Origin of the sequence: Rhizorhabdus histidinilytica, assembly GCF_900167915.1 — a bacterium.
GTDB classification, from domain to species: Bacteria; Pseudomonadota; Alphaproteobacteria; order Sphingomonadales; family Sphingomonadaceae; genus Rhizorhabdus; species Rhizorhabdus histidinilytica.
The window spans coordinates 361,717-383,755 of sequence record NZ_FUYM01000004.1 but is presented as its reverse complement, the minus strand read 5'-3'; the positions used below and the strand labels follow the sequence as shown (position 1 = coordinate 383,755).

General features: G+C 69.0%; 20 protein-coding genes. 6 read left to right on the top strand and 14 right to left on the bottom strand.

Annotated features, from left to right (window positions below):
- Window positions 1–209: 209 nt before the first annotated feature.
- From B5X82_RS11270 to B5X82_RS11230, 9 genes are all read right to left on the bottom strand, one after another.
- Window positions 210–968, bottom strand: coding sequence for a GntR family transcriptional regulator (locus B5X82_RS11270; protein ID WP_079648250.1), 759 nt, complete (start codon window positions 966–968; stop codon window positions 210–212).
- A 116-nt stretch (window positions 969–1,084) separates the two neighbouring features.
- Complete coding sequence (locus B5X82_RS11265; RefSeq protein WP_079648249.1) at window positions 1,085–2,014, bottom strand: 2-hydroxyacid dehydrogenase; 930 nt, start codon at window positions 2,012–2,014, stop codon at window positions 1,085–1,087.
- The gene (locus tag B5X82_RS11260) at window positions 2,011–2,763 is read right to left on the bottom strand and encodes an SDR family oxidoreductase (protein ID WP_079648248.1); all 753 of its coding nucleotides are present in this window, start codon (window positions 2,761–2,763) and stop codon (window positions 2,011–2,013) included. The genes B5X82_RS11265 and B5X82_RS11260 overlap by 4 nt, the downstream gene beginning before the upstream one ends.
- Window positions 2,756–3,613: an isocitrate lyase/PEP mutase family protein gene (locus B5X82_RS11255; protein ID WP_079648247.1), complete on the bottom strand. Its 858-nt coding sequence runs from the start codon at window positions 3,611–3,613 to the stop codon at window positions 2,756–2,758. Before B5X82_RS11255 ends, B5X82_RS11260 begins: the two co-directional genes overlap by 8 nt.
- Window positions 3,610–4,242 (bottom strand): 3-isopropylmalate dehydratase small subunit, encoded by a 633-nt coding sequence (gene leuD, locus B5X82_RS11250; protein WP_079648246.1) that lies wholly within the window; start codon window positions 4,240–4,242, stop codon window positions 3,610–3,612. Before leuD ends, B5X82_RS11255 begins: the two co-directional genes overlap by 4 nt.
- Window positions 4,239–5,666 carry a 3-isopropylmalate dehydratase large subunit gene (locus tag B5X82_RS11245; protein WP_079648245.1) on the bottom strand — a complete coding sequence of 476 codons (1,428 nt, stop codon included), beginning with the start codon at window positions 5,664–5,666 and terminating at the stop codon, window positions 4,239–4,241. The genes leuD and B5X82_RS11245 overlap by 4 nt, the downstream gene beginning before the upstream one ends.
- 36 nt (window positions 5,667–5,702) lie before the next feature.
- Window positions 5,703–6,494 (bottom strand): SDR family NAD(P)-dependent oxidoreductase, encoded by a 792-nt coding sequence (locus B5X82_RS11240; protein ID WP_079648244.1) that lies wholly within the window; start codon window positions 6,492–6,494, stop codon window positions 5,703–5,705.
- On the bottom strand, window positions 6,495–7,880 hold the full coding sequence (locus B5X82_RS11235) for an MFS transporter (protein ID WP_139385087.1): 1,386 nt from the start codon (window positions 7,878–7,880) through the stop codon (window positions 6,495–6,497).
- Between the two features lie 17 nt (window positions 7,881–7,897).
- On the bottom strand, window positions 7,898–10,201 hold the full coding sequence (locus tag B5X82_RS11230; protein WP_235862664.1) for a TonB-dependent receptor: 2,304 nt from the start codon (window positions 10,199–10,201) through the stop codon (window positions 7,898–7,900).
- 254 nt (window positions 10,202–10,455) lie between these two features.
- Between B5X82_RS11230 and B5X82_RS11225 the strand changes: the two genes are divergently transcribed.
- The 5 genes from B5X82_RS11225 to B5X82_RS11205 all read left to right on the top strand — a co-directional run bounded on the left by B5X82_RS11225 (window position 10,456) and on the right by B5X82_RS11205 (window position 15,925).
- A complete protein-coding gene (locus B5X82_RS11225) occupies window positions 10,456–11,103 on the top strand; it encodes a TetR/AcrR family transcriptional regulator (RefSeq protein ID WP_235862663.1) in 648 nt (215 codons plus the stop codon).
- A 97-nt stretch (window positions 11,104–11,200) separates the two neighbouring features.
- The gene (locus B5X82_RS11220) at window positions 11,201–13,540 is read left to right on the top strand and encodes a TonB-dependent receptor (protein WP_079648240.1); all 2,340 of its coding nucleotides are present in this window, start codon (window positions 11,201–11,203) and stop codon (window positions 13,538–13,540) included.
- Window positions 13,541–13,542: 2 nt separating this feature from the next.
- Entirely contained in the window at window positions 13,543–14,010 is a 468-nt protein-coding gene (locus tag B5X82_RS11215) for a GlcG/HbpS family heme-binding protein (protein ID WP_079648239.1), read from the top strand.
- Window positions 14,011–14,018: 8 nt separating this feature from the next.
- Complete coding sequence (locus tag B5X82_RS11210; protein ID WP_079648238.1) at window positions 14,019–15,176, top strand: LLM class flavin-dependent oxidoreductase; 1,158 nt, start codon at window positions 14,019–14,021, stop codon at window positions 15,174–15,176.
- Window positions 15,173–15,925, top strand: coding sequence for an SDR family NAD(P)-dependent oxidoreductase (locus tag B5X82_RS11205; protein ID WP_079648237.1), 753 nt, complete (start codon window positions 15,173–15,175; stop codon window positions 15,923–15,925). Before B5X82_RS11210 ends, B5X82_RS11205 begins: the two co-directional genes overlap by 4 nt.
- Window positions 15,926–15,937: 12 nt before the next feature.
- Here the strand turns inward: B5X82_RS11205 and pcaF are convergent, their stop codons facing one another.
- From pcaF to B5X82_RS11190, 3 genes are all read right to left on the bottom strand, one after another.
- Complete coding sequence (gene pcaF, locus B5X82_RS11200; RefSeq protein WP_079648236.1) at window positions 15,938–17,146, bottom strand: 3-oxoadipyl-CoA thiolase; 1,209 nt, start codon at window positions 17,144–17,146, stop codon at window positions 15,938–15,940.
- Between the two features lie 181 nt (window positions 17,147–17,327).
- Window positions 17,328–17,978 carry a 3-oxoacid CoA-transferase subunit B gene (locus B5X82_RS11195; RefSeq protein ID WP_079648235.1) on the bottom strand — a complete coding sequence of 217 codons (651 nt, stop codon included), beginning with the start codon at window positions 17,976–17,978 and terminating at the stop codon, window positions 17,328–17,330.
- Window positions 17,979–17,991: 13 nt separating this feature from the next.
- A complete protein-coding gene (locus tag B5X82_RS11190; RefSeq protein ID WP_079648234.1) occupies window positions 17,992–18,669 on the bottom strand; it encodes a 3-oxoacid CoA-transferase subunit A in 678 nt (225 codons plus the stop codon).
- A gap of 152 nt (window positions 18,670–18,821) precedes the next feature.
- On the opposite strand from B5X82_RS11190, the gene B5X82_RS11185 reads away from it, so the two are divergent.
- Window positions 18,822–19,562, top strand: a complete 741-nt coding sequence (locus B5X82_RS11185; RefSeq protein WP_235862662.1) for an IclR family transcriptional regulator domain-containing protein — start codon at window positions 18,822–18,824, stop codon at window positions 19,560–19,562.
- 3 nt (window positions 19,563–19,565) lie between these two features.
- Here B5X82_RS11185 and B5X82_RS11180 read toward each other — a convergent pair whose 3' ends face one another.
- Window positions 19,566–19,760 (bottom strand): YbdD/YjiX family protein, encoded by a 195-nt coding sequence (locus tag B5X82_RS11180; RefSeq protein WP_079648232.1) that lies wholly within the window; start codon window positions 19,758–19,760, stop codon window positions 19,566–19,568.
- The gene (locus tag B5X82_RS11175; RefSeq protein WP_176152531.1) at window positions 19,757–21,811 is read right to left on the bottom strand and encodes a carbon starvation CstA family protein; all 2,055 of its coding nucleotides are present in this window, start codon (window positions 21,809–21,811) and stop codon (window positions 19,757–19,759) included. Before B5X82_RS11175 ends, B5X82_RS11180 begins: the two co-directional genes overlap by 4 nt.
- Window positions 21,812–22,039 lie beyond the last annotated feature (228 nt).

Sequence of the window (22,039 nt, the reverse complement as noted above, 5' to 3'; positions counted from 1 at the left end):
CGACGGATCATGGCCGGCCCCCTGCCGCGGCTTAGCGGCGGGGGGCCGGCATCCGCCGTGCGTATCATCGCCGACCTCGGTCGTCGGCGGTCGAAACGATTGCGGCGACTCTGCCGAGCAGCCCGCTGAGGGGCCGATCCCGACTTCGCTCATCCGCTCGGCGATGCGCATGAGGCGCTCGATCCCGAACGAGCCCGACGCCTGAGGGATCAGGCGGCCGGCGGCCCCGCCATTGCGTCGCCGTCGGCGTCCACGGCCGGGTCCGGATAGGCCCGGCTGAAATTCCGCCGCATCGTCTCGCGGCTTTCGAGGATGTGGCCGCGCATCAGTCGCTCGGCCTCGCCCGCGTCCCTCGCCCGGATCGCAGAGACGATCGCCTTATGGTCGCGATAGGAACGCTGGGTGTCTTCTTCGCCGAACATCCGGCTGACCTGCACCGCACTCCGCAGGCGCTGATTCGAATCGAAGATCAGTGGCAGGCGCTGCGTCTGGATGATGACGCTGGCGAGCATCGGATTGTCGGCTTCCTCGATCAGCAGCTTGTGGAAATAGCCGTTGAGATCGAACCAGCGGAAGCTGGCGCGTTCGCCCCAGGTCGTCCCGAACGCCACCTGCCGCATCTCCTCGTCGACCTCGGACAGCTTGGCGTCGGCCTCGGCGCTCAGCCCCTTGGTCGCGACCAGCCGGCAGACCATGCCCTCCAGCGTGGCGCGGACGTCGAAGGCGTCCAATATGTCCTTGAGGCTGAAGCGGCGGACGACATAGCCGCGATTGGGCGAATAGAGGACGAGCTGCTCGCGCTGAAGCAGCTTCAGCGCCTCGCGCACCGGCGTCCGCGACGTGCCGGTGAGGTTGCCGATCGCCTGTTCCTGGAGATGCGTTCCCGGGGTCAGCTCGCCATTGACGATCCGCTCGCGAATCCAGGCCGCGACGGCTTCTCCTCTGGTGCCCGTGTCGGGTTCGATCATTCAGTCCTCGTCCGGGCGCAGGTCGACGGCGGTGGTGGTTCCTCGGAAATCCCGTTTAAGCATCATCGCAGGCCTATCTCAATCGACCTGTCCCGATCCGGGGGCGGGCGATGGCGTCAGACCAGGCCGATCAGCGGCCTCCCCTCCAGAAAGGCGCGGATATTGGTCGCGACATGGTCGGCCATGGCGAGGCGCGCGTCGTGGGTGGCGGAGCCGACATGCGGGGTGAGGAGGAGGTTGGGCGCCTCCAGCAGTATCGGGGCGAGGTCGGGCTCGCTGCGGAACACGTCGAGCGCGGCGCCGCCGAGCCGTCCGTCGCGCAGCGCCGCCACCAGCGCCTCCTCGTCGACCACGCTGCCGCGCGCGATGTTGACGAGCAGGCCGTCGGGGCCGAGCGCGTCGAGGAAGGCGCGGTCGACCAGCGACTGGGTCGCGCCGCCGCCGGGCAGGACGATCACGACGATCTCCGCCCAACGGGCGAGGGCGAGCGGATCGGCCTCGTAGCGGTCGGCCACGTCGGCGACCGGGCGGCGGCTGTGATAGGCGATCTCCATCCCGACCGCCTCGCCGCGCCGGGCGATCGCCTGCCCGATCCGGCCGAAGCCGAGCACGCCGAGCTTGCGGCCCCGCGCCGAGCGGCCGAGCGGCAGGGGGCCCTTCGACCATTGGCCGGCCCGGACGAAGCCGTCCGCCGCGCCGAGGCCGCGCAGCAGGGTCAGCATCTGCCACAGCGCGAGATCGGCCACGTCGTGGGTCAGCAGGTCGCCGGAAGCGGTGACCGCGATGCCGCGCGCCCGCGCCGTGTCGAGGTCGATCAGGTCGATCCCCGCGCCGAAATTGGCGATCAGCTTCAGCGCGGGCAGCCGCTCCAGCAGCCCGGCCGGCGGGCCGCGCATCGCGTGGGTGACAAGGCATTGGACCGAGCCGCCATGCTCGGCCAGCCAGCTATCGGGATCGTCGAGCCGGTCGAGGATCGGCACCGGCCGGTCGAGCAGCTCGCTCGGCTGGCGCGGCGCGGGAAGCGGGGTGACTTGCAGGATCGTCATTCGAAACCTCCGTCGACGCCGATGAACTGACCGGTGATCGACCGCCCAGCCGGGCCGGCGAGGAACAGGATCGTGTCGGCGATGTCCTCCGGCTCCACCATCCGGCCCGTCGCGTGGCGGGTCAGGAAGGCGGCCTCGGCGGCGTCGAGCGGCAGACCGTTGGCTTCGGCATAGTCGTGGAACACGCGCTGGATGCGGTCGCCGCGCGTGGTGGCGGGCAGGACCGCGTTGACCCTGATGCCCTGCGGTCCGACCTCGCGGGCGAGCGCCGCCGTCAGGCCCAGCACCCCGGCCTTGGAGGCTGCATAGGCGGCGCGGTTGGGATAGCCGATCCGCGCCGCCACCGACGACATGTTGATGATGCAGCCGCCTTTGCCGGCGGCCAGCATCAGCGGGACCATCGCGTGGCAGGTCAGGAACTGCGCGGTGAGGTTGATGTCGAGGACCTGGCGCCACGCCGTCGGGTCGAGCGTCGCGACCGGTTCGGTCGGCCCGGAGATGCCGCCATTGTTGACCAGCAGGTCGACCGCGCCGACCGTTGTGATGACCTCGGCGATCCGCGCCTCGTCGCCGAGATCGCAGGGCAGAAAGCGGCAGCCGGTGCGGGCGGCGAGCGCCTCGCCCGCCTCATGGTCGCGATCGGACACCGTCACCGCATAGCCGGCGGCGACCGCGCGTTCGGCGAGGATCGCGCCGATGCCCGATGCGCCGGCCATGATCAGGGCGCGGCGCGGTTCCGTTTCAGCCATGACGACGATCGATCTCCATCCACTCGTCCATGCCCATGATGCCGGTCAGGACATTGAAGGCGGGAAGCGCGCCCTCGTCGGCGAATTCCCCGGTCCGAAGCGCCGCGAGCGTGCGTTCGAACATGCCGACCATACGCAGCAGCAGGGTCGCGGGATAGAGGATGATCGAGAAGCCGAGCTCGCGATATTGCCCGGGGGTGAGGACCGGGGTGCGGCCGCCTTCGGCGGCGTTGACGATCAGCGGCACGTCGAAGGCGGCACCGATCTGCTCCAGTTCCTGGACCGAGGTCGGCGCCTCGACGAACAGCGCGTCGGCGCCCTTGGCGACATAGCGCCGGCCGCGCTCGATCGCGGCGTCGAGCCCCTCGACCAGGCGGGCGTCGGTACGCGCGACGATCGCGAAGCCGGGGTTGCGGCGCGCCTCGATCGCCGCGGCGAGCTTCGCCTCCATGATCGCCGCCGGCACCACCTCGCGCGTCACCGCCGCATGGCCGCATTTCTTGGGGCTGACCTGATCCTCCAGCACGATCGCGCTGATCCCCATATCCTCATAGAAGCGAGTGGTGCGGACGACGTTCTTGACGTCGCCATAGCCGTCGTCGGCGTCGACGATCAGCGGCAGGGCGGTGGCGCCGGCGATGTCGCGCACCGCCGCGCCGATCTCCCCGAAGCTGGCGAGTCCGAGATCGGGCAGGCCGGTGCGGCAGCCGATCACGCCGAAGCCGCCGATCGCCCCGGCGGCGAAGCCGGCGCGCTCGATCATCCGCGCCGATAGCGCGTCGTGCGCGACCGGCAGCAGCAGCGGATTCTCCCGCGCCAGCAGGTCGGCGAGGCTGGCGAAGCTGGTCATGCGGCGGCTCCTTCGACGGCATAGACCCAGGGGCGGCGCAGCTTGTCGGCCGTCTGGAAGGCCGCGATCTGGTCGTCGCGCTTGCGGGTCGCGTCGATCGCGTCGAGGCCCTCGACCAGCCGCTCGCGCTGGAGGTCGGGAATGTGGAAGCGATGCTCATGCCCGTCCGGCGACAGGATGACCTGGCGGACCAGGTCGACCGTCATCGTGCAATGGTCGGGCGCGATCTCCCCGGCGATCGCGCTGACCGCCGCCTCGTCGAGGATGATCGGGGCGACGCCGTTCATGTAGCAGTTGCTGGTGAAGATCGCCCCGAAGCTGGGCGCGATCACCGCGCGGATGCCGAAGTCGCGCAGCGCCCAGACCGCGAACTCGCGAGAGCTGCCGCAACCGAAATTGGTGCCGGCGAGCAGGAACTTCGTGTCGCGGAACGGCCCCTGGTTGAGGACGAAGTCGGGATTGTCGCCGCCGTCGGGCAGGTAGCGCCAGTTGAAGAACAGCCCCTCGCCGAAGCCGGTCTTCTGCACCTTCATGCCGGTATGGCCCGGCGTGATCTGGTCGGTGTCGATATTGTTGCGCATCAGCGCGGCGCAGACCCCGGTTTCCGAGGCGAAGGGTTGCATGCTCATTGCTCGTCTTCCTTGCTGGCGAACGCGCGGGCGTCGGCTATGTGGCCGGCGATCGCCGAGGCCGCGACGGTGACCGGGCTGGCGAGATGGGAGCGGACGTGCGGTCCCTGCCGGTCCTCGAAATTGCGGTTGGTGGAGGCGATGACGCGCGCGTCGCGCGGGAAGCTTTCGCCCCCGGTCGCGCCGCTCATGCACAGCGAGCAGCCGGACTCGCGCCATTCGAACCCTGCCTCGATGAAGATCCGGTCGATCCCCTCGGCCTCGGCGAGCAGCTTGGTCGCGGTCGATCCCGGGCTGCAGATCGCGGTGACGCCCTCGGCGACCTTGCGGCCCTTCAGGATCGCGGCGGCGGCTCGCAGGTCGTCGATCCGGCTGTTGGTGCAGGAACCGATGAAGGCGCCGGTGATCGGCAGGCCCATCACCGGCGACCCGGGCTCGATCTCCGCATAGTCGGCGGCGCGCTGGCGCGAGGTACGGGCGATCGGATCGGCCGACGCGGCGGGATCGGGCATGACGCCGCCGATCGCGACGCTATGCTCGGGGCTGGTGCCCCAGGTGACCTGCGGCTCCAGCGTCGAGCAGTCGAGCTCATATTCCATGTCGTAAACCGCGTCGGCGTCGCTCGCGAGCGTCCGCCAATAAGCGACGGCGCGGTCCCAGTCGGCGCCCCTGGGCGAGAATTCGCGATCCTTGAGGTAGGCGAAGGTGATCTCGTCGGGCGCGACCGTGCCGGTCCGGCCGCCGAACTCGACCGCCATGTTGCAGAGCGTCAGGCGGCCGTCCATCGGCAGCGAGCGGACCGCCTCGCCGGCGAACTCGATCGCATAGCCGGTGCCGCCGTCGGCGGTATATTTGGCGATCAGCGCGAGGATCATGTCCTTGGCATGGACGCCCGGGCGCAACTGTCCGGTGAAGTTCACCCGTAGCGTCTTCGGCTTGGTCATGATGACGGTCTGCGTCGCCAGCGCATGCTCGCTATCGCTCGATCCCACGCCCCAGGCGAAGGCGCCGACCCCGCCAACCGTGCAGGTGTGGCTGTCGCCGCAGATGAAGGTCATGCCCGGCAATGCGACGCCCAGTTCGGGAGCGATGACGTGGACGATGCCCTGGCGGGGATCGTGAAGATCGAAGAAGCGGATGCCGTGCGGCCCGATCCGCTCGGTGAACTCGCGCAGGAAATCGTCGCCGCCGGGCATGCGGGTGGTCATGCCGCGCCCCGGCACCGTCTCGAGCACATGGTCGACGGTGCCGAAGGTCAGCTCCGGGTTGCGGACGGTGCGATGGCGGGCGTCGATCTCCTTCAGCGACACGGCGCCGCTCACCTCGTGCAGGAAGTGACGGTCGATGTGGATCAGGAAGGCGCCGTCGCCGAGATCGGCGACGACATGGTCGTCCCAGACCTTCTCGAAGAATGTTCTACCCATGGAAATCCCCAACAAGAACGGTGGATCGGTACGAAGTCAGAGGCGGCGCATCAGGCTGAAGCTCTGCGCTGTCGGGCCGACATCGGGCTGGCAGGCCATGAACAGCGCCAGCGGCACGACGTCGTCGGGCTCCTTGAGCCATTCGTGCGACCGCTTGGCCGAGATCGGCTCGCCGCCGTCGGGCGTCATCGCGACGGTCTGGGCGAAGGTCTCGTCGTAGAGCTGGGTGCGGACATTGCCGGGCAGAAGCTCGTTGACGCTGATGTTGAAGCCGATCAGCTCGGCCGCCACCGATCGGGTCAGCGCCCAGGTCCCGGCCTTCGAGCTGGCATAGGCGGAGGTCGCGGCGGTGCCGTTATGGCCTTGGCCCGATCCGACGACGATGATCTTGCCGGCGCCGCGCGCCTTCATCGGCGGGACGGCGGCGCGGATGCAGTGGTAGGAGCCGATCAGGTTGACTTCGATCGTCCGTCGCCAGTCGACCGGATCGCCGCTCTCGATCGGGGCGACGGCCAGCGCGACGCCATGGCTGAGCACGAGCAGGTCGAGCCCGCCGAAGGCCGTGACGGCGGCGACGGTCATCGCCTCGACGGCGGCGAGATCGGTGACGTCGACGGCGAAGGCCATCGCGGTGCCGCCATCCGCCTCGATCAGCGCGACCGTCTCGGCCAGCTCCTTTTCGGACCGGGCGGCGCAGCAGACCCGAGCCCCGGCCCCGGCGAGCCCGCGGGCGATGGCGCGGCCGCAGCCGCGACCCGCGCCGGTGACGATCGCGCTCTTGCCGTTCAGCGGGCGCGCCGTCCGCGCCCAATCGTCCCACATATGCATTCAGTTCTGGTTCCCGGTTGTGGCGGCCGCAGCGGCGACGCCTTCGGCATCGGCCAGCGCCGCGCGCATCGGCCGGCGGCTACGAAGGAGGAGGAGCGCGGTGACGGGGCCGACGATCGCGCAGGTCAGGGCGATGGCGGGGCCGATCATCCGGTCGCTGCCGAACAGCAGGTCGGTCGAGGTGGCGACCGCGATCGGGCCGAGCGCCTGGCCCATCACATTGTAGAAGACGAAGAAGATGGCAGTGGCCTGCCCGCGAAACTGGCTGGGCGTGGTGAGCTGGAGCACCGCGCCCGCGACCGGCAGGAAGCCGCCGTGCAGCGAGTCGAACAGGACCACGCCGACATAGGCGGCGGTCGCGTTGGGGGCGAGGCCGACGAGGATGCCGGCGGCGGCGAGGACGAGCACACCCCAGACGTAGAAGCTCATGTGGATGTCCAGCCGGCCCGCCTTGAACATCCGGTCGACGGTGCGCGCGACCAGCAGCATGCCGAGCGGCCCGACGGTGAGCTGGAAGACGGCGAGCAGCATGCCGACCCGCGCGACCGGCTCGCCGAAGCTGCGCATCATGTGGGTCGGCAGCCAGGAGGAGAAGCCGGCGGTCATGATCGCGAGCGTGCTGAAGCCGATGAAGTGCAGCGCGTAGAAGCTCTTGTGGCGCCCGAACCAGGCGCGTCCGCCGCCCGACCCGATCCTGGGCGCGTGGCCATGGCTGCGGGCGGGCTCGCGGACGAGGAAGATCAGCAGCGCAAGCGGGATGCCGGGCAGGCTGGCGAGCAGCAGCACCGCCTGCCAGGGGAACAGCGCGCCGACCAGCGGAAGATCGACCGTTGCGCCGCGCTTGAAATGGCTGAGCATCGCGCCCCCGATCGCGAAGGACAGCGCGGACCCGATGAACGCGCCAAGGGTGAAGATGCCCAGCGCGCGCGACAGCTTCTCGCGCGGGAACAGATCGGCGATCATCGAATGGGCGGCGGGCATCAGCGCCGCTTCGCCCGCGCCGACGCCGAAGCGCGATCCGAGCAACTGCCAGAAGCTGCGCGCGAAGCCGCCGAGCGCGGCGAAGGTCGACCAGCTCGCCACGCCCCAGAAGATGATGCCGCGCCGCGACAGCCGGTCGACCGCCCAGCCGATCGGGAAGGAGAAGATCACGTAGAAGGAGACGAAGGCCGCCCCCGACAACAGGCTCATCTGCAGGTCGGTGGCGCCGATCGTCGCGCGGATCGGATCGATCAGCAGGGTGATCAGCCGCTTGTCGAAATAGGCGACCGCGTAGAGCAGGGTGAGGATCCAGACGGTGGTCCACGGACGCACGCCGCGTCGCGCCGCCGGCCCGTCCGGCTCCGCTTCCGCGGTCGTCGCGGCATGGTCCATGGATGTCGCCACCGGTCCGGTTCCCTTCGTCAGAAGCGCAGGTTCGCCTGGATGGCGATGCTCCGCGGTTCGTCGGTGCCGATCAGATAGGAGCCGCGCGACTGGGCGAGGTTGGTGCCGAAGATCCGGACCAGCTTGTCGGTCAGGTTCTTGCCGACCAGCGACACTTCCCAGCGATCGTCGGCATCGGCCAGGCCGATGATCGCCCCCAGCCGGACATAGGCGTCCTGGGCGAGGAACGGATCGTTGTTGTTCGAGAAATTATACTTGCCGGTGAAGAAGGCGTTGCCGTTCAGGTGCAGCTTCAGCGCGCTCGTGATCGGCGCCAGATAGTCGAGCGTGTAGTTGCCGCTATATTTGGGCGCATAGCGCGTCCGCGTGCCGGTCAGGTCGACGAACGGGCGACCCTGCTGGACGTCGAGCGCGTTGCCCGCCGCGTTGCGATAGTCGGTATATTTGGAGTCGAGCAGCGTCAGGCTGAGGCCGGTCGTGAGCTCGTTGGTGATCCGCCAGCGGCCCTCGACCTCGATGCCCTGGGCGCGCGCGCCGCCGGCATTGCCGATGACGTTGACCACGCCGACGCCGAAATTCTGCGAGGCGGAGACCTGCAGGTCGCTGAAGTCGTTGCGGAACACCGCGACGTTCAGGGTCAGGCGGCGGTTGAACCACTGGCTCTTGATGCCCGCTTCATAGCCGTCGACATATTCGGGACCGAAGGACAGGGCCGCCGCGGCGCCGGTATGCTCCAGGCCGTTGAAGCCGCCGGCTTTGAAGCCGTTGGTATATTTGGCGTAGAGGTTGAGCGTCGGGGTCGGCTGGTAGGACAGCACCGCCGACGGGCTGAAATGAGCGTCCAGCCGGCGGGCGGTGCGGACGGCCGCGACGCCGAGCCCCGCCGCCGTCCCGAAACGGTTGCCGAGCGCCTGGAGCGTCGCGTCGGGATAGGGGGTGATGTCGCCGAAGCTGTTCGCGGCGATGCCGAAGCCCTGGTTGAGGACGATCGACTTGTCGACCCAGCTCTGGCGGCCGCCGACGCTGAGGGTCAGTTCCTGGGTCGGGCGGAAAGTCAGGTGCGCATAGGTGGCGTAGGTCTTCGACCGCTGGCGATAGTCGTCATACTGGCCGAACGAGCCGAGCGGCGCGAGCGCGGCGAAGGGGCCGGTCAGCCGGCTGTTGAGCGACGTGAAATTATAGTTCACGCCGCCATGGATATATTCCCGGTTGAAATAGGCGCCGGCATCGAGCGCGACCCAGCTGTCGCGCGGCGTCGCGATCCGGAATTCCTGGCTGAACTGCGAGAAGCGCTCGGGCGTGGTGAAGTGGGTCAGCGTCGCGCTGGTGCCGTCGGTGTCGAGCCGCTGGTTGTACTTGGTGTGGCTGTAGGCGGTGATCGCCGACAGTTCGAGCGGACCGGCGTCATAGGCGAGGGTCGACACGTAGCTCTGCGTGTCGAGGTCGATGCCTTGGCCCGGGCTGTGCGAGCGGACCTGGTTGAGCTTGACGTCCTCGCCCCGGTTGAGCGCGACCAGGCAGCTTCCGGTCGCGCCGGCGGTGAAGAGCGGATCGGGCGGGCAATAGGCGATCTCGTCGGCGATCGCGCCGGTCTGGCGGCTATGCTCGGCGCTGGCCTTCACCGTCCAGGTCAGTTCCGCGATCGGCTGCCAGCGCAGCGTGGCGCGGCCGGCATAGGAGCGGACGCGCGGGATGCGCAGGCCGCCCAGGCCTTCGTCGCGGATATAGCCGTTGCCGCGCGTCGCGACGCCGGCGACCCGGATGCCGAGCGTGTCGCTGATCGGGCCGCCGACCGCGCCCTCGACGGTGGCGGCGTTGAAGTCGAAATTATAGGAGCCGCGGGCATAGCCTTCGAGGCGGTCGCCGGGATCGCGGGTGACGATGTTGAGCACGCCCGCGATCGAGTTGTTGCCGAAATAGACGCTCTGCGGGCCCTTCAATATCTCGACCCGGGCGACGTCCAGGAAGGACGCGCCGTTCGAGCGCGAGCGGCCCTGGTAGACATTGTCGACGAAGGTCGCGACCGACTGCTCGAACAGCGGGTTGTTGTCGCCCGATCCGACGCCACGGATCGACAGGCGGTTGGCGGCGCCGCCCTTGGTCACGACCACGGCCGGCGTCTCGGCGGTGAGCTGCTCGAGCGAGGTCATGTTCTTCTTCTGGAGATCGGCGCCGCTGATCACGCTGGCGGAGATCGGCACGTCCTGTAGCCGTTCCACGCGCCGCTGCGCGGTGACGATGATCTCGTCCGATGCCGGTACCGGCTGGGGCGGGGTCTGCGCCTGCGCCTGTGCGGCGAGCGCGATCGTCCCGGCCGACACCAAATATCTCCCGAATGTCCTAGCGCTAAAGCCCGGCACGCGTTCCTCCCTTGTGATTCTCGTGAAAGCTGCCCCATGTATGCGTGTATACAATCTTCTGTCAAGCGCCTCGGACCTCATCTGCGCCGGCGCGTGACCGCGGCGCGCCGGGTGTCGCGATCGAAGCCGGGCGTTGACCGGACGGCGGCGGGGCGCATAGGCCTTGGGCGCGAGAGCGGGCGCCGGTTGCGCCCCAACGGAGGGAGGCGCTGGTCTTGGCGAAGGCGGTGGAACGGGCGGATGGTCGCGGCCAGGAGGTTGCTAAGCCGAAGGCGCCGCAGCGGAGCCGCGGGGTCAAGCGGGTCGAAGCGTTGCTCGCCGCCGCCGAACAGGTCTTTGCCGAGGTCGGCTACGGCGCCGCGTCGATGAACGCGATCGCGCAGCGCGCGGGGGCGCCGATCGGATCGCTCTACCAGTTCTTCCCGAACAAGGCGGTGCTCGGCGGCGCATTGGTCGAACGCTATGCGATCGACCTGATCGAGACCTGGCAGGCGGCCTGTGCGCCGATCCGGCCGGGCGACTGGGCCGGCTTCGCCGACGTGCTGCTCGACGCGACGCTCGACTGCATCATTCGGCATGCGGCCTTCGGGACGCTCGACGAAGCACAGGTCCAGTTTCAGCTTCGCCCCGGTTCGCACCAGGAATTCGAGGTCGCGTTGGCGGCGCTGCTCGCCGCGAAGGCCGGGGATGCTCCGGAAGCCGACGTGAAGGTGGTGGCGATCGTCGCGCTGCAGATCCTCAAGTCCGCCTATGCGCTCGAACGCGGCGGCGCCGGGAGCGAAATCAAGCGGGAAATGGCGCTGATCATGCGCTCCTATTTCGAAGCGAAGCTGGGCCGTAGCGAGAAGGCGCCATCAGGATAGAAAGATGAGAAATTTCTCATATTGAAGTTATATGAGAGATCATTCATAAAACTCTCCGACGAGATTCGGCGGCCAGCCGAACGTGAAGGAGGGGATCATGAAGCAGTTCAGCATCATCGCGCGGGCCCTGGCGGTCGCCGCGCTCGCATCATCGAGCACCGTCGCGCTGGCGCGGGCGGCCGAGCCGCAGGCCGCCGACGATAGCGGCGACATCATCGTCACCGCGCAGAAGCGCGCCGAGCGTCTCCGCGACGTACCGATGTCGATCAATGCGGCGACCGGCGACCATCTCAAGGCGCTCGGCGTCACCAGCAGCGAGCAGCTCGAAAAGCTGGTGCCGGGCTTCACCTTCCAGCGCACCGTCTACGGCCTGCCGGTCTTCTTCCTGCGCGGCATCGGCTTCAACGACACGACGCTGGGCGTCAGCCCGGGCGTCTCAGTCTATGTCGACCAGCAGCCGCTGCCCTTCTCGGCGATGACGCGCGGCACGATGCTCGACCTCGAACGGGTCGAGGTGCTGAAGGGGCCACAGGGCACGCTGTTCGGCCAGAACTCCACCGGTGGCGCGATCAACTATATCGCGGCGAAGCCGACCGACAGCTTCAAGGCCGGGATCGAGGCCTCCTACGGCCGCTTCAACGAGATCACCGGCGAAGCCTTCGTCAGCGGTCCGCTGACCGAGAGCCTGTCCGCGCGCGTGGCGGTGCGCGGCGAGCGCCAGGACGACTGGCAACGCGGCTACACCAATGGCGACGAGATCGGCCGCCGCCGCTTCGTCAACGGGCGCGCGATCGTCGACTGGCATCCAGGCTCGGCGGTCCGCGCCCAGGTGATGGCGACGGCCTGGCACGACACCTCGGATACGCAGCAGCCGCAGACGGTCGCCTATACGCCGCTGGTGACGGGGCCGATGGCGCGGCCGATCCCCTTTCCGCTGGAAAGCTTCCCGGTGTCGCCGCGCTCGCCGCGCGCCGCCGCCTGGGATCCCGGCGCGGATTTCGCGCGCGACGATCGCCTCTATCACGTCGCCGGCCGGATCGAGGTCGATCTGGGCGGCGACATGACGCTGACCTCGCTGACCTCCTATGCCGATTATCGGCAGAGCATCCCGCTCGACCTCGACGGCACCACCTTCGCCTCGGGCCGATCCGACGACACCGGCCGGATCAAGACCTTCGCGCAGGAGATCCGCCTGACCGGCGGCAGGCCGTCAGGCCTCAAATGGATGGTCGGCGGCAATTACCAGCACGACAAGGTGTTCGAGCGGCTGGTGTTCGATCCGCTGATCACCTCGGGCACGGCGGTCGGCCCGGTGCCGTTCAACGCCTTCTTCGTCGACAATGACCAGCGGATCGCCTCGAAGGCGGTCTTCGCCAGCGTCGATCTGCCGCTCGCCGATCGTCTCGTCCTGCAGGGATCGGTCCGCTACACCGATCAGGATCGCGACTTCGCCGGCTGCGTGCGCGACACCGGCAATGGCGAGATCGCGGCCGCGCTGGGCCTGCTCGGCACCATCATTACCGGCGCGCCGCAGTCGATTCCGCCGGGCGGCTGCGGGACGCTCGGCGCCAACGGCGCGCCCGTGCCGATCGTGACCGGCAGGCTCGATCAGGACAACCTGTCCTGGCGCGCCAGCCTGAACTGGACGTTGGGCGGGCAGGGGCTGCTCTACGCCAATGTCACCAAGGGCTATAAGTCGGGCAGCTTCCCGACTCTGCCGGCCTCGTCCGCCGTCCAGCTCCGGCCGGTGCCGCAGGAGTCGGTCCTCGCCTTCGAAGCCGGCGCCAAGCTGGGCTTCGGCCGCAGCCTCCAGATCGAGGCGGCCGCCTTCTACTACCGCTATCGCGACAAGCAGCTCGTCGGTTTCCTGGTCGATCCGGTGTTCGGGCCGCTGCCGAGCCTCGTCTCGATCCCGAAGAACCATGTCCAGGGCGGCGAGATCACCGCCACGCTGCGGCCCGTCACCGGCTTCGTGGTGACGGCGAGCGGAACCTATGTCGACACCCGGATCGACCGCAATCCGATTAACCCGACCGGGCCCTATGGCACGCCGTCGGACTTCGTGGGCCAGCGCTTCCCCTATACGCCGCGCTGGCAGGGAAGCCTTGACGCGCAATATCGCTTCCCAGCCTTTGCCGAGCTCTACGCCTTCCTCGGCGGGACGGTCAGCGCGCGGAGCGGCACGACTGGCGCGCTGCTGAGCGGCGACCCCGCGGTCGCGGCGCTCGAGGACGGTCTCAGGATCGATGGCTATGCCCTGGTCGACCTGCGCGCCGGGATCGAGGCGGCAGACGAGCGCTGGCGGCTGGAGCTGTGGGGCCGCAACGTCACCAACAAATTCTACGTGAACGGCGTCACCCGCAATTCCGATTTCACGACCCGCTTCGCCGGCATGCCGGCCACCTACGGCCTCACCGTCCGCTACCGGTTCGACTGACCATGGCCCGCCCGCGCAAGACGCCCGGCGTCGCCCCCAAGATCAACGCCCCCAGGGAGAAGAAGATGTCGCTGAGTTTCGCAACCGCCCAGAAGATCGTCACCGATGCCGTCGAGACGGGGGGCAGCCAGGGCGTCGGCGTCGCCGTCGTCGTCGTCGATCGCGGCGGCCGGATCGTCGCGTCGGCGCGCGCCGACGGCGTCGGCTACATCAACCTCGACGTCGCCGAGCGCAAGGCGGTGGCATCGGCCAATTTCGGTGCGCCGACGCTCGGCGTGCTGGAAATGGTCAAGGGCGATGCGGCGCTCTACGCCTCGGTGATCGGCGATGGATCGCTGTCGATCCTGCCCGGCGGCGTGCCGATCATGATCGAGGGGCAGCCGGCCGGCGCCGTCGGCATCGCCGGCGGCCATTATTCGCAGGACCATGCGATCGCCGAAACGGTCGTCGGCCGGCTCGCGCACGACTGAGCGGCGCGATGACCGAGCCGAAACCCCGCCTGGACTGCGCAGCGACCGGGCCGCTGTTCAATGCCAACGCCATGAAGCTCGGCGTGTTCGGGCTGAACGTCGCGAGCGCCGGGGCGCTCACCACCTCGCCGGACCGGCACCGGATCAGCTGGGACCAGAATGTGCGGCTGGCGCGCATGGCCGAGGATGCCGGCTTCGAGGCGGTGGTGCCCTTCGCCCGCTGGCGCGGCTTCGGGGGCGAGACCAACCCCTGGGGCGAGAGCTTCGAGACCTTCACCTGGGCGGCCGGCCTTGCCGCCGCGACGCGCCGTATCGCGCTGGTCGCGACGGTGAACATGATGACGATGCCGGCGGTCGCCGCCGCCAAGCAGCTCTCGACGATCGATCACATCTCCCATGGCCGCGCGGTGCTCAACGTCGTCGCCGGCTGGATGGAGATCGAGATGCGGATGTTCGGCGTCGGCGCGCTCGGCCATGACGATCGCTACGCGCAGGGCGCCGAATGGATGGAAGCGCTCTACCGGTTGTGGACGGCGGAGGAGCCGTTCGACCTGCGCGGCAAATATCTCTCGATCGAGGGCGGCCTGCAGCAACCGAAGAACGTGCAGAGCCCGCGCCCGCCGGTGATGAACGCGGCCTTCTCGACGACCGGGCACGCCTTCGCCGCGCGCTGGGCCGACATCGCCTTCATCTCCCCCAATCCCGACAAGCCCGAGAGCGCGGTCGAGCAGGTGCGGGCGCTGCGCGCCATGGCCGACGCGCGGGGTCGCGACATGCAGATATGGGTCGCGACCAGCGTCGCGGGTGCGCCGACGGCCGAGGCCGCGCGCGCCTATGTCGCGCAGTATAGCGGCCCCGAGATGGACATCGGCGCGGTCGAGAATTTCACCCGGCTGATGATGGGCGGCACCGCCATGCCCGACGATCAGCGCGCGGCGATGCTGCGCCATGTCGCCGCGCATATCGGCGGATTTCCGCTGGTCGGCTCCTATCAGGACATCGCCGGGAAGATCGCCGCGCTGTCGGAGGCCGGCGTCGACGGCCTGTGCCTGACCTGGATGGATTATGAACGCGGCCTGCCCGACTTCATTGCCAATATCCTGCCGCTGATGGAGAAGGCCGGGCTGCGCCGACCCTTCATGGACGCGGCGGGGCCGGCGGCATGACGCGGTTCGAGGACAAGGTCGTCGTCATCACCGGCGGGCTGGGCGGCATCGGGCTGGAGGCGTGCGAGCGCTTCGCGGCGGGCGGCGCCAGGGTCGTCGCGGTCGACCGCCGCAGGGATGCGGGCGGCCGGATCGCGCAGGGCTTCCGCGATCGCGGGCTCGACCTGCGCTGCCGTGTCGCCGACGTCACCAGCGCGGTGCAGGTCGCGACCCTCGGCCAATATGTCCGCTCGGCCTATGGCCGGGCGGACATATTGGTCAACAATGCCGGGATGCTGAGCTTCTCCCCGATCGTCGGCGCCGACGCCAATGAATGGGATCGCGTCCAGAAGGTGAACTGCAAATCCGCCTTCCTGATGATCCGGACCTTCGCGCCGCTGATGGCGGGGAAGGGGGCGATCATCAACATCTCCTCCTCGGCCGGGCTGAAACCGACCGCCAATACCGCCGCTTATTCGATCGCCAAGGCGGGGCTGCTGATGCTGACCCAGATCGCGGCGATGGAGCTGGGGCCGGGCATCCGGGTCAACGCCATCGCCCCCGGTCCGCTCGATACCGACATGCCCCACAACTATCTGAAAGGGCATCCGCACAAGGACCAGATCATGGAGCACATGATCGAGCGGACGATCGTCAAGCGCCTGGGCCGGCCGGGCGAGATCGCCGAGGTCGTCGCCTTCCTGGCGAGCGACGCGGCGTCCTACATCAACGGCGCGACCATAACCGCGGACGGCGGCTTCATGAGCTGACCGACGGCGCCGTCAGACCCGCTCGACCGCGAGCGCGAGGCCCATGCCGACCCCGACGCAGAGCGTGGCGAGGCCCAGCCTGCCGCCGGTCCGTTCGAGCTGGTGGACCAGCGATGCCGCGATCCGTGCGCCTGACATGCCGAGCGGATGGCCGAGCGCGATCGCGCCGCCGTTCGGGTTCACCTGCGGCGCATCGTCGGGCAGGCCCAGCCCGCGCAGCACGGCGAGCGACTGGCTGGCGAACGCCTCGTTGAGCTCGATCGCGTCGAACGCGTCGATCGACAGGCCGAGCCGGGCGAGCAGCTTCCGCGTCGCCGGCACCGGGCCGATCCCCATCACGCGCGGGTCGACGCCGGCCGAGGCCATGCCCAAGATCCGGGCGCGCGGGGTGAGGCCAGCGGCGCGGGCGGCGGCTTCGCCGGCGACGATCATCGCCGCGGCGCCGTCGTTGATCCCGGACGCATTGCCCGCCGTCACCGTGCCGGCCGGGCCGAACAGCGGCTTGAGCTTGCCTAGCGTCTCCAGCGTGGTGTCGGCGCGGGGATGCTCGTCGGTGTCGACCTGCGACGTCTCGCCTCGGCGCTTGCCGGGGACGGTGACGGGAATGATCTCTTCGGCGTGGAAACCGTTCGCCTGCGCCGCCACCGCGCGCTGCTGGCTGCGCAGCGCGAAGGCGTCCTGGTCGGCGCGGCTGATGCCGTGATCCTCGGCCAGGTTCTCGGCGGTGCGCGGCATCGTCTCGGTGCCGTGCAGCGCATCGAGCGCGGGGTTGACGAAGCGCCAGCCCATCGTCGTGTCCTCGAGCTTCTGGTCGCGCCCGAAGGCGCCGCCGGCCTTGCCGATGACGAGCGGCGCGCGGGTCATGCTCTCGACGCCGCCGGCGATGGCGAGATCCATCTCGCCGGTGCGGATCGCCCGCGCCGCGGCGCCCACCGCCTCGAGCCCCGACGCGCACAGCCGGTTGAGCGTGACGCCCGGCACCGCCGTCGGCAGACCGGCGAGCAGCAGGCTCATCCGCGCGACGTTGCGGTTGTCCTCGCCCGACTGATTGGCACAGCCGTAGAACACCTCCTCGATCGACGCGGGATCGAGGCCGGGATTGCGCTCGATCAGCGCGCGGATCGGCAGCGCGCCGAGGTCGTCGGCGCGGACGCCGGACAGGATGCCGCCATAACGGCCGATCGGGGTGCGCACCGCGTCGCAGATGAAGGCTTCGGCCATCGGGGATACTCCTTTGAGAGCATGGAGCTCGTCGTTGATCCGCTCACCCTGAGAAAGCATTGAGCGAAGCCGAAATGCTGTCTCGAAGGGGCGTTCGAGGCCTCACTCCTTCGATACGGGCCTTCGCCAGGCTCAGTCCCTACTCAGGATGAGCGGATAAAGGGCAAATCTTGTTTCCGGTTCAGCCGCGCGGGGCAGCGAGCGCCAGCGGCAGGCCGGTCAGCTCGCGCAGCTTCTCGATCGTCAGGCCGTCGACCATCTCGACCACGGTCGCGCCGTCGGGGCCGAGGTCGAACACCGCGAGATCGGTGTAGACGCGCGACACGCAGGCGAGGCCGGTGAGCGGATAGGTGCAGCGTTCGACCAGCTTGCTCGCGCCCTGCTTGGTCAGCAGCTCCATCATCACGAAGGTCTGCTTGGCGCCGATCGCGAGGTCCATCGCGCCCCCGACCGCCGGGATCGCCCCCGGCTCGCCGGTGTGCCAATTGGCGAGGTCGCCGCGGGTCGAGACCTGGAAGGCGCCGAGCACGCAGATGTCGATATGCCCGCCGCGCATCATCGCGAAGCTGTCGGCATGGTGGAAGAAGGCGCCGCCTGCCAGCAGCGTCACCGGCTGCTTGCCCGCGTTGATCAGCTCGGGGTCCTCCTGGCCGGGCTCGGGCGCGGGGCCCATGCCGAGCAGGCCGTTCTCGGATTGGAGGAAGATCTCGCGGTCGACCGGCAGGAAGTTGGCCACCATCGTCGGCAGGCCGATGCCCAGGTTGACATAAGCGCCCTCGGGAATGTCGCGGGCGACGCGGGCGGCGAGTTGTTCGCGGTTGAGGCGGTTCATGCTTGCTCTCCGATCAATGGGCGGCGCCGGGCGCGACCTGGACGACGCGCTGCACGAAGATGCCGGGGGTCACGATCGCTTCGGGATCGAGCGAACCGAGCGGCACGATCTCGGCCACCTGCGCGATCGCGGTCTTCGCCGCCATCGCCATGATCGGGCCGAAGTTGCGGGCGGTCTTGCGGTACACCAGATTGCCCCAGCGATCCGCCCGCTGCGCCTTGATCAGCGCGAAATCGGCATGGATCGGATATTCGAGCACATAGTCCTTGCCGTCGATCCGCCGCGTCTCCTTGCCCTCCGCGAGCAGGGTGCCGAAGCCGGTCGGGGTGAAGATCGCGCCGAGGCCGGCGCCAGCCGCCTGGATACGGGCGGCGAGGTTGCCCTGTGGCACCAGCTCCAGCTCGATCTCGCCGGCGCGGTAGCGTGCGTCGAAATGGTGCGAGTCCGCCTGACGGGGGAAGGAGCAGATCACCTTGCGCACCCGTCCGGCCTTGATCAGCGCCGCGAGGCCGGTTTCGCCGTTGCCGGCATTGTTGCTGATGATCGTGAGCTCGCCGACGTTGCGGGCGATCAGCGCGTCGATCAGTTCGTCGGGCATGCCGGCGGTGCCGAAGCCGCCGACCATCACCGACGCCCCGTCGAAGATGTCCGCAACCGCCTGGTCGATACTGGCAAATCCCTTGTCGATCATCGCACTCTTCCCGCCAATCTCCGGTCTCCCTCGTTTCGACCCACCCAGACGCTTGAGTCAACCGATAAAAGGATTATAGTCCGATAATCGGTTATTCTGAGGGGTGGGCAATGGCGGACGAAGAGGCGGGCGCGGACAAGGATCCTGAATTCATGACTTCGCTGGCGCGTGGGCTGGCGGTGATTCGCTGCTTCGCAGAACGCCGCGAGCCGCTGACCATCGCCCAGGCGGCGCAGGAGACCGGCTTCAGCCGGCCGGCGGTGCGGCGCTGCCTGCACACGCTGGTCTGCCTCGGCTATGCGGCGCGGATCGGGCACCGCTATGCGCTCCAGCCCAAGGCGCTCGCGCTTGGCTATGCCTATCTGTCGTCGAGCCCGCTGGCGTCGCGGGCACAGCCGATGCTCGATGCGCTGCGTGACGAGATCGGCGAATCCTGTTCGCTCGGCGTCTGCGAGGAGGAGCAGGTCTATTATATCGCGCGCGCGGAAAGCTCGCGGATCATGTCGATCGCGCTGCGGGCGGGAAGCCGGCTTCCGCTCTATCCGACCTCGATGGGCCGCATCCTGCTGGCGGCGCGATCGCGGCGCGAGCAGGAGGCGTATCTGCGCAGCACGCCGCTGGTCGCGCTGACCGACAGGACGGAGACCGACGCCGACGCGCTGCTGGCGATCCTCGCCGAGACGGCCGAGCGCGGCCATGCGATCGTCGACCAGGAACTGGAGGTCGGGCTGCGCTCGGTCGCGGTGCCGGTCCATCAGGGCGGCAAGGTCGTCGCCGCGCTCAACATCGGGACGCAGGCCAGCCGCGTGTCGATGGCCGACCTGCGCTCACGCCTGCTGCCCGCGCTCAGGCGCGTCGCTACGGACCTCAGCCGGGCAGGATTGTTCGGGTAGCGCTCAGCAGCAGCGGCCACCGTCCTTTCCGCCGTAGCGCGCCTGCTGCCGGTCGCGGAAGAAGCTGCGATAGTCCATCGGCTCGCGGTCAGGATGCTCGCTGGCCATGTGCGCCAGATAGGCATCGTAGCTCGGCAGGCCGACCATCGCCTGCATCATCCTGCGCGCGGCGCGGAAGGGACGGAGCCAGTTCGTCATGCCGCCACCGCCGTCTCATGCGCGCTCGGCGCGTCGCGGCGCAGCGCGTCGAGGCAGGCGCGGATCGCAAGCAGCAGGATGCTGACCACCACCAGCAGGAACAGCAGGCACAAAGCCGCGTCGACCATGTCGTTGAAGATGATCCGCTGCATGTCAGCCATCGACTTGGCGGGGGCGAGTAGCTCGCCATCGGCGGCGGCGGCGCGGAACTTCGCGGCATGGGCGAGGAAGCCGACGCGCGGATCGGCCGAGAAGAGCTTGAGCAGCCCGGCGGTGCCGGTGCAGAGCACCAGCCAGGCGGCGGGGGCCATCGCCACCCAGGCCATCCTCTGGCGTTTCATCCGGAACAGCACGACGGTGCCGAGCATCAGCGCGACGGCGGCGAGCATCTGGTTCGAGATGCCGAACAGCGGCCACAGCGTGTTCACCCCGCCGAGCGGATCGGTCACCCCCTGGTAGAGGAAGAAGCCCCAGGCCGCGACGCAGAGGACCGTCGCGAGCGCATTGGCCGCGAGCGACTGAGTATCCTTGAGGCGCGGCGAGATCAGGCCGAGCAGGTCCTGCAGCATGAAGCGGCCGGCGCGGGTGCCGGCGTCGACCGCGGTCAGGATGAACAGCGCCTCGAACAGGATCGCGAAATGGTACCAGAAGGCCATCATCGCCTTGCCGCCGACGACATGGCTGAAGATCTGCGCCATCGCCACGGCAAGGGTCGGCGCGCCGCCCGCGCGGGAGATGATGCTGTGCTCGCCGACGTCGCGCGCGGTCTGCGCGATGGTCGCGGCGTCAATCGGGAAGCCCATCGCCGTCACCGCCGCCGCGGCGCTGTCGGGTGTCGTGCCGAGCAGCGCGGTGGGCGCGTTCATCGTGAAATAGACGCCCGGATCGAGGATCGAGGCGGCGACCAGCGCCATGATCGCGACGAAGCTCTCCGCCAGCATCGCGCCATAGCCGATGAAGCGCGCATCGGTCTCAGACGCGATCAGCTTCGGCGTGGTGCCGCTGGCGATCAGCGCGTGGAAGCCGGAGACGGCGCCGCAGGCGATGGTGATGAACAGGAAGGGAAAGAGCGCGCCCGACCAGACCGGGCCCGATCCGTTGACGAAGCGGGTGAGGGCGGGCATGCGCAGCTCGGGCTGCATGATCGCGATGCCGATGGCGAGGGCGACGATCGCGCCGATCTTGAGGAAGGTCGACAAATAGTCGCGCGGGGCGAGCAGCAGCCAGACCGGCAGCATCGCGGCGACCGCGCCATAGCCGATCAGGATCCAGCAGAGCTGCACCGCCGAGAAGGTGAACAGGGCGGCTGTCGCGGGATTCTCCGCGATGGTCTGGCCGTAGACGATGGCGAGGATGAGCCCGATCAGCCCCAGCACCGACACCTCGCCGACGCGGCCCGGCCGGATCCAGCGGGTATAGACGCCCATCAGGATCGCGAGCGGCACCGTCGCCGCGACGGTGAACATGCCCCACGGGCTGTCGGCGAGCGCGCGCACGACGATCAGCGCGAGCACCGCGAGGATGATGACCATGATCATGAAGGCGCCGATCAGCGCGATGGTGCCGGCCAGCGGCCCCATCTCCAGCCGGATCAGCTCGCCGAACGAGCGGCCGTCGCGGCGCATCGAGATGAACAGCACGAGGAAATCCTGCACAGCGCCCGCGAGCACGACGCCAGCCAGCAGCCACAGCATTCCGGGAAGATAGCCCATCTGTGCGGCGAGGACCGGGCCGACGAGCGGGCCCGCCCCGGCGATGGCGGCGAAGTGGTGGCCGAACAGAACGGTCCGGTCGGTCGGCACGAAGTCGAGCCCATCGGCATGGCGGACGGCTGGCGTCGCCCGCGCCGGATCGAGCCCTACGACGCTGTGCGCCAGATAGAGGCTGTAGTAGCGATAGGCGATCAGGTAGACCGACAGCGCCGCGACGACGAGCCAGAGCGCGTTGACCTGCTCGCCGCGCTGGATCGCCATCCCGCCGGCGGCGAGCGCCCCTAGGCCAGCCACCGCGATCCAGGGCAGATGGCGGGCGATGCTGCGCGACGACGTCATGATCTGGTGCCCCTCCGAAAAGCTGTCGCGCCTGCCTATCGTCCCTGCTTCGGTCCTGTCCACCATTTGCGGGCGGGGCGGGGGGCTTTCGGCGGCTCCCGGATTTTACGGAGGATCGCCGGCCGTTCGAATGCGTTTACAGTGCCGGCGGGGCTGGAGGCCGGATGGCCGTCGATCGCACCGTCCGATGGGGGAGCGGTGCGAGGCGTAGACGACGGCGTCGTCATT

What these genes read in the sequence shown, in the direction of transcription:
- B5X82_RS11260 (WP_079648248.1), bottom strand. Translation starts at nt 2,763, where the DNA reads ATGGCTGAAACGGAACCGCGCCGCGCCCTGATCATGGCCGGCGCATCG.
- B5X82_RS11255 (WP_079648247.1), bottom strand. Translation starts at nt 3,613, where the DNA reads ATGACCAGCTTCGCCAGCCTCGCCGACCTGCTGGCGCGGGAGAATCCG.
- B5X82_RS11175 (WP_176152531.1), bottom strand. Translation starts at nt 21,811, where the DNA reads ATGACGTCGTCGCGCAGCATCGCCCGCCATCTGCCCTGGATCGCGGTG.
- B5X82_RS11245 (WP_079648245.1), bottom strand. Translation starts at nt 5,666, where the DNA reads ATGGGTAGAACATTCTTCGAGAAGGTCTGGGACGACCATGTCGTCGCC.
- B5X82_RS11185 (WP_235862662.1), top strand. Translation starts at nt 18,822, where the DNA reads ATGACTTCGCTGGCGCGTGGGCTGGCGGTGATTCGCTGCTTCGCAGAA.
- B5X82_RS11220 (WP_079648240.1), top strand. Translation starts at nt 11,201, where the DNA reads ATGAAGCAGTTCAGCATCATCGCGCGGGCCCTGGCGGTCGCCGCGCTC.
- B5X82_RS11215 (WP_079648239.1), top strand. Translation starts at nt 13,543, where the DNA reads ATGGCCCGCCCGCGCAAGACGCCCGGCGTCGCCCCCAAGATCAACGCC.
- pcaF (WP_079648236.1), bottom strand. Translation starts at nt 17,146, where the DNA reads ATGGCCGAAGCCTTCATCTGCGACGCGGTGCGCACCCCGATCGGCCGT.
- B5X82_RS11190 (WP_079648234.1), bottom strand. Translation starts at nt 18,669, where the DNA reads ATGATCGACAAGGGATTTGCCAGTATCGACCAGGCGGTTGCGGACATC.
- B5X82_RS11265 (WP_079648249.1), bottom strand. Translation starts at nt 2,014, where the DNA reads ATGACGATCCTGCAAGTCACCCCGCTTCCCGCGCCGCGCCAGCCGAGC.
- B5X82_RS11210 (WP_079648238.1), top strand. Translation starts at nt 14,019, where the DNA reads ATGACCGAGCCGAAACCCCGCCTGGACTGCGCAGCGACCGGGCCGCTG.
- B5X82_RS11270 (WP_079648250.1), bottom strand. Translation starts at nt 968, where the DNA reads ATGATCGAACCCGACACGGGCACCAGAGGAGAAGCCGTCGCGGCCTGG.
- B5X82_RS11195 (WP_079648235.1), bottom strand. Translation starts at nt 17,978, where the DNA reads ATGAACCGCCTCAACCGCGAACAACTCGCCGCCCGCGTCGCCCGCGAC.
- B5X82_RS11240 (WP_079648244.1), bottom strand. Translation starts at nt 6,494, where the DNA reads ATGCATATGTGGGACGATTGGGCGCGGACGGCGCGCCCGCTGAACGGC.
- B5X82_RS11205 (WP_079648237.1), top strand. Translation starts at nt 15,173, where the DNA reads ATGACGCGGTTCGAGGACAAGGTCGTCGTCATCACCGGCGGGCTGGGC.
- B5X82_RS11180 (WP_079648232.1), bottom strand. Translation starts at nt 19,760, where the DNA reads ATGACGAACTGGCTCCGTCCCTTCCGCGCCGCGCGCAGGATGATGCAG.
- leuD (WP_079648246.1), bottom strand. Translation starts at nt 4,242, where the DNA reads ATGAGCATGCAACCCTTCGCCTCGGAAACCGGGGTCTGCGCCGCGCTG.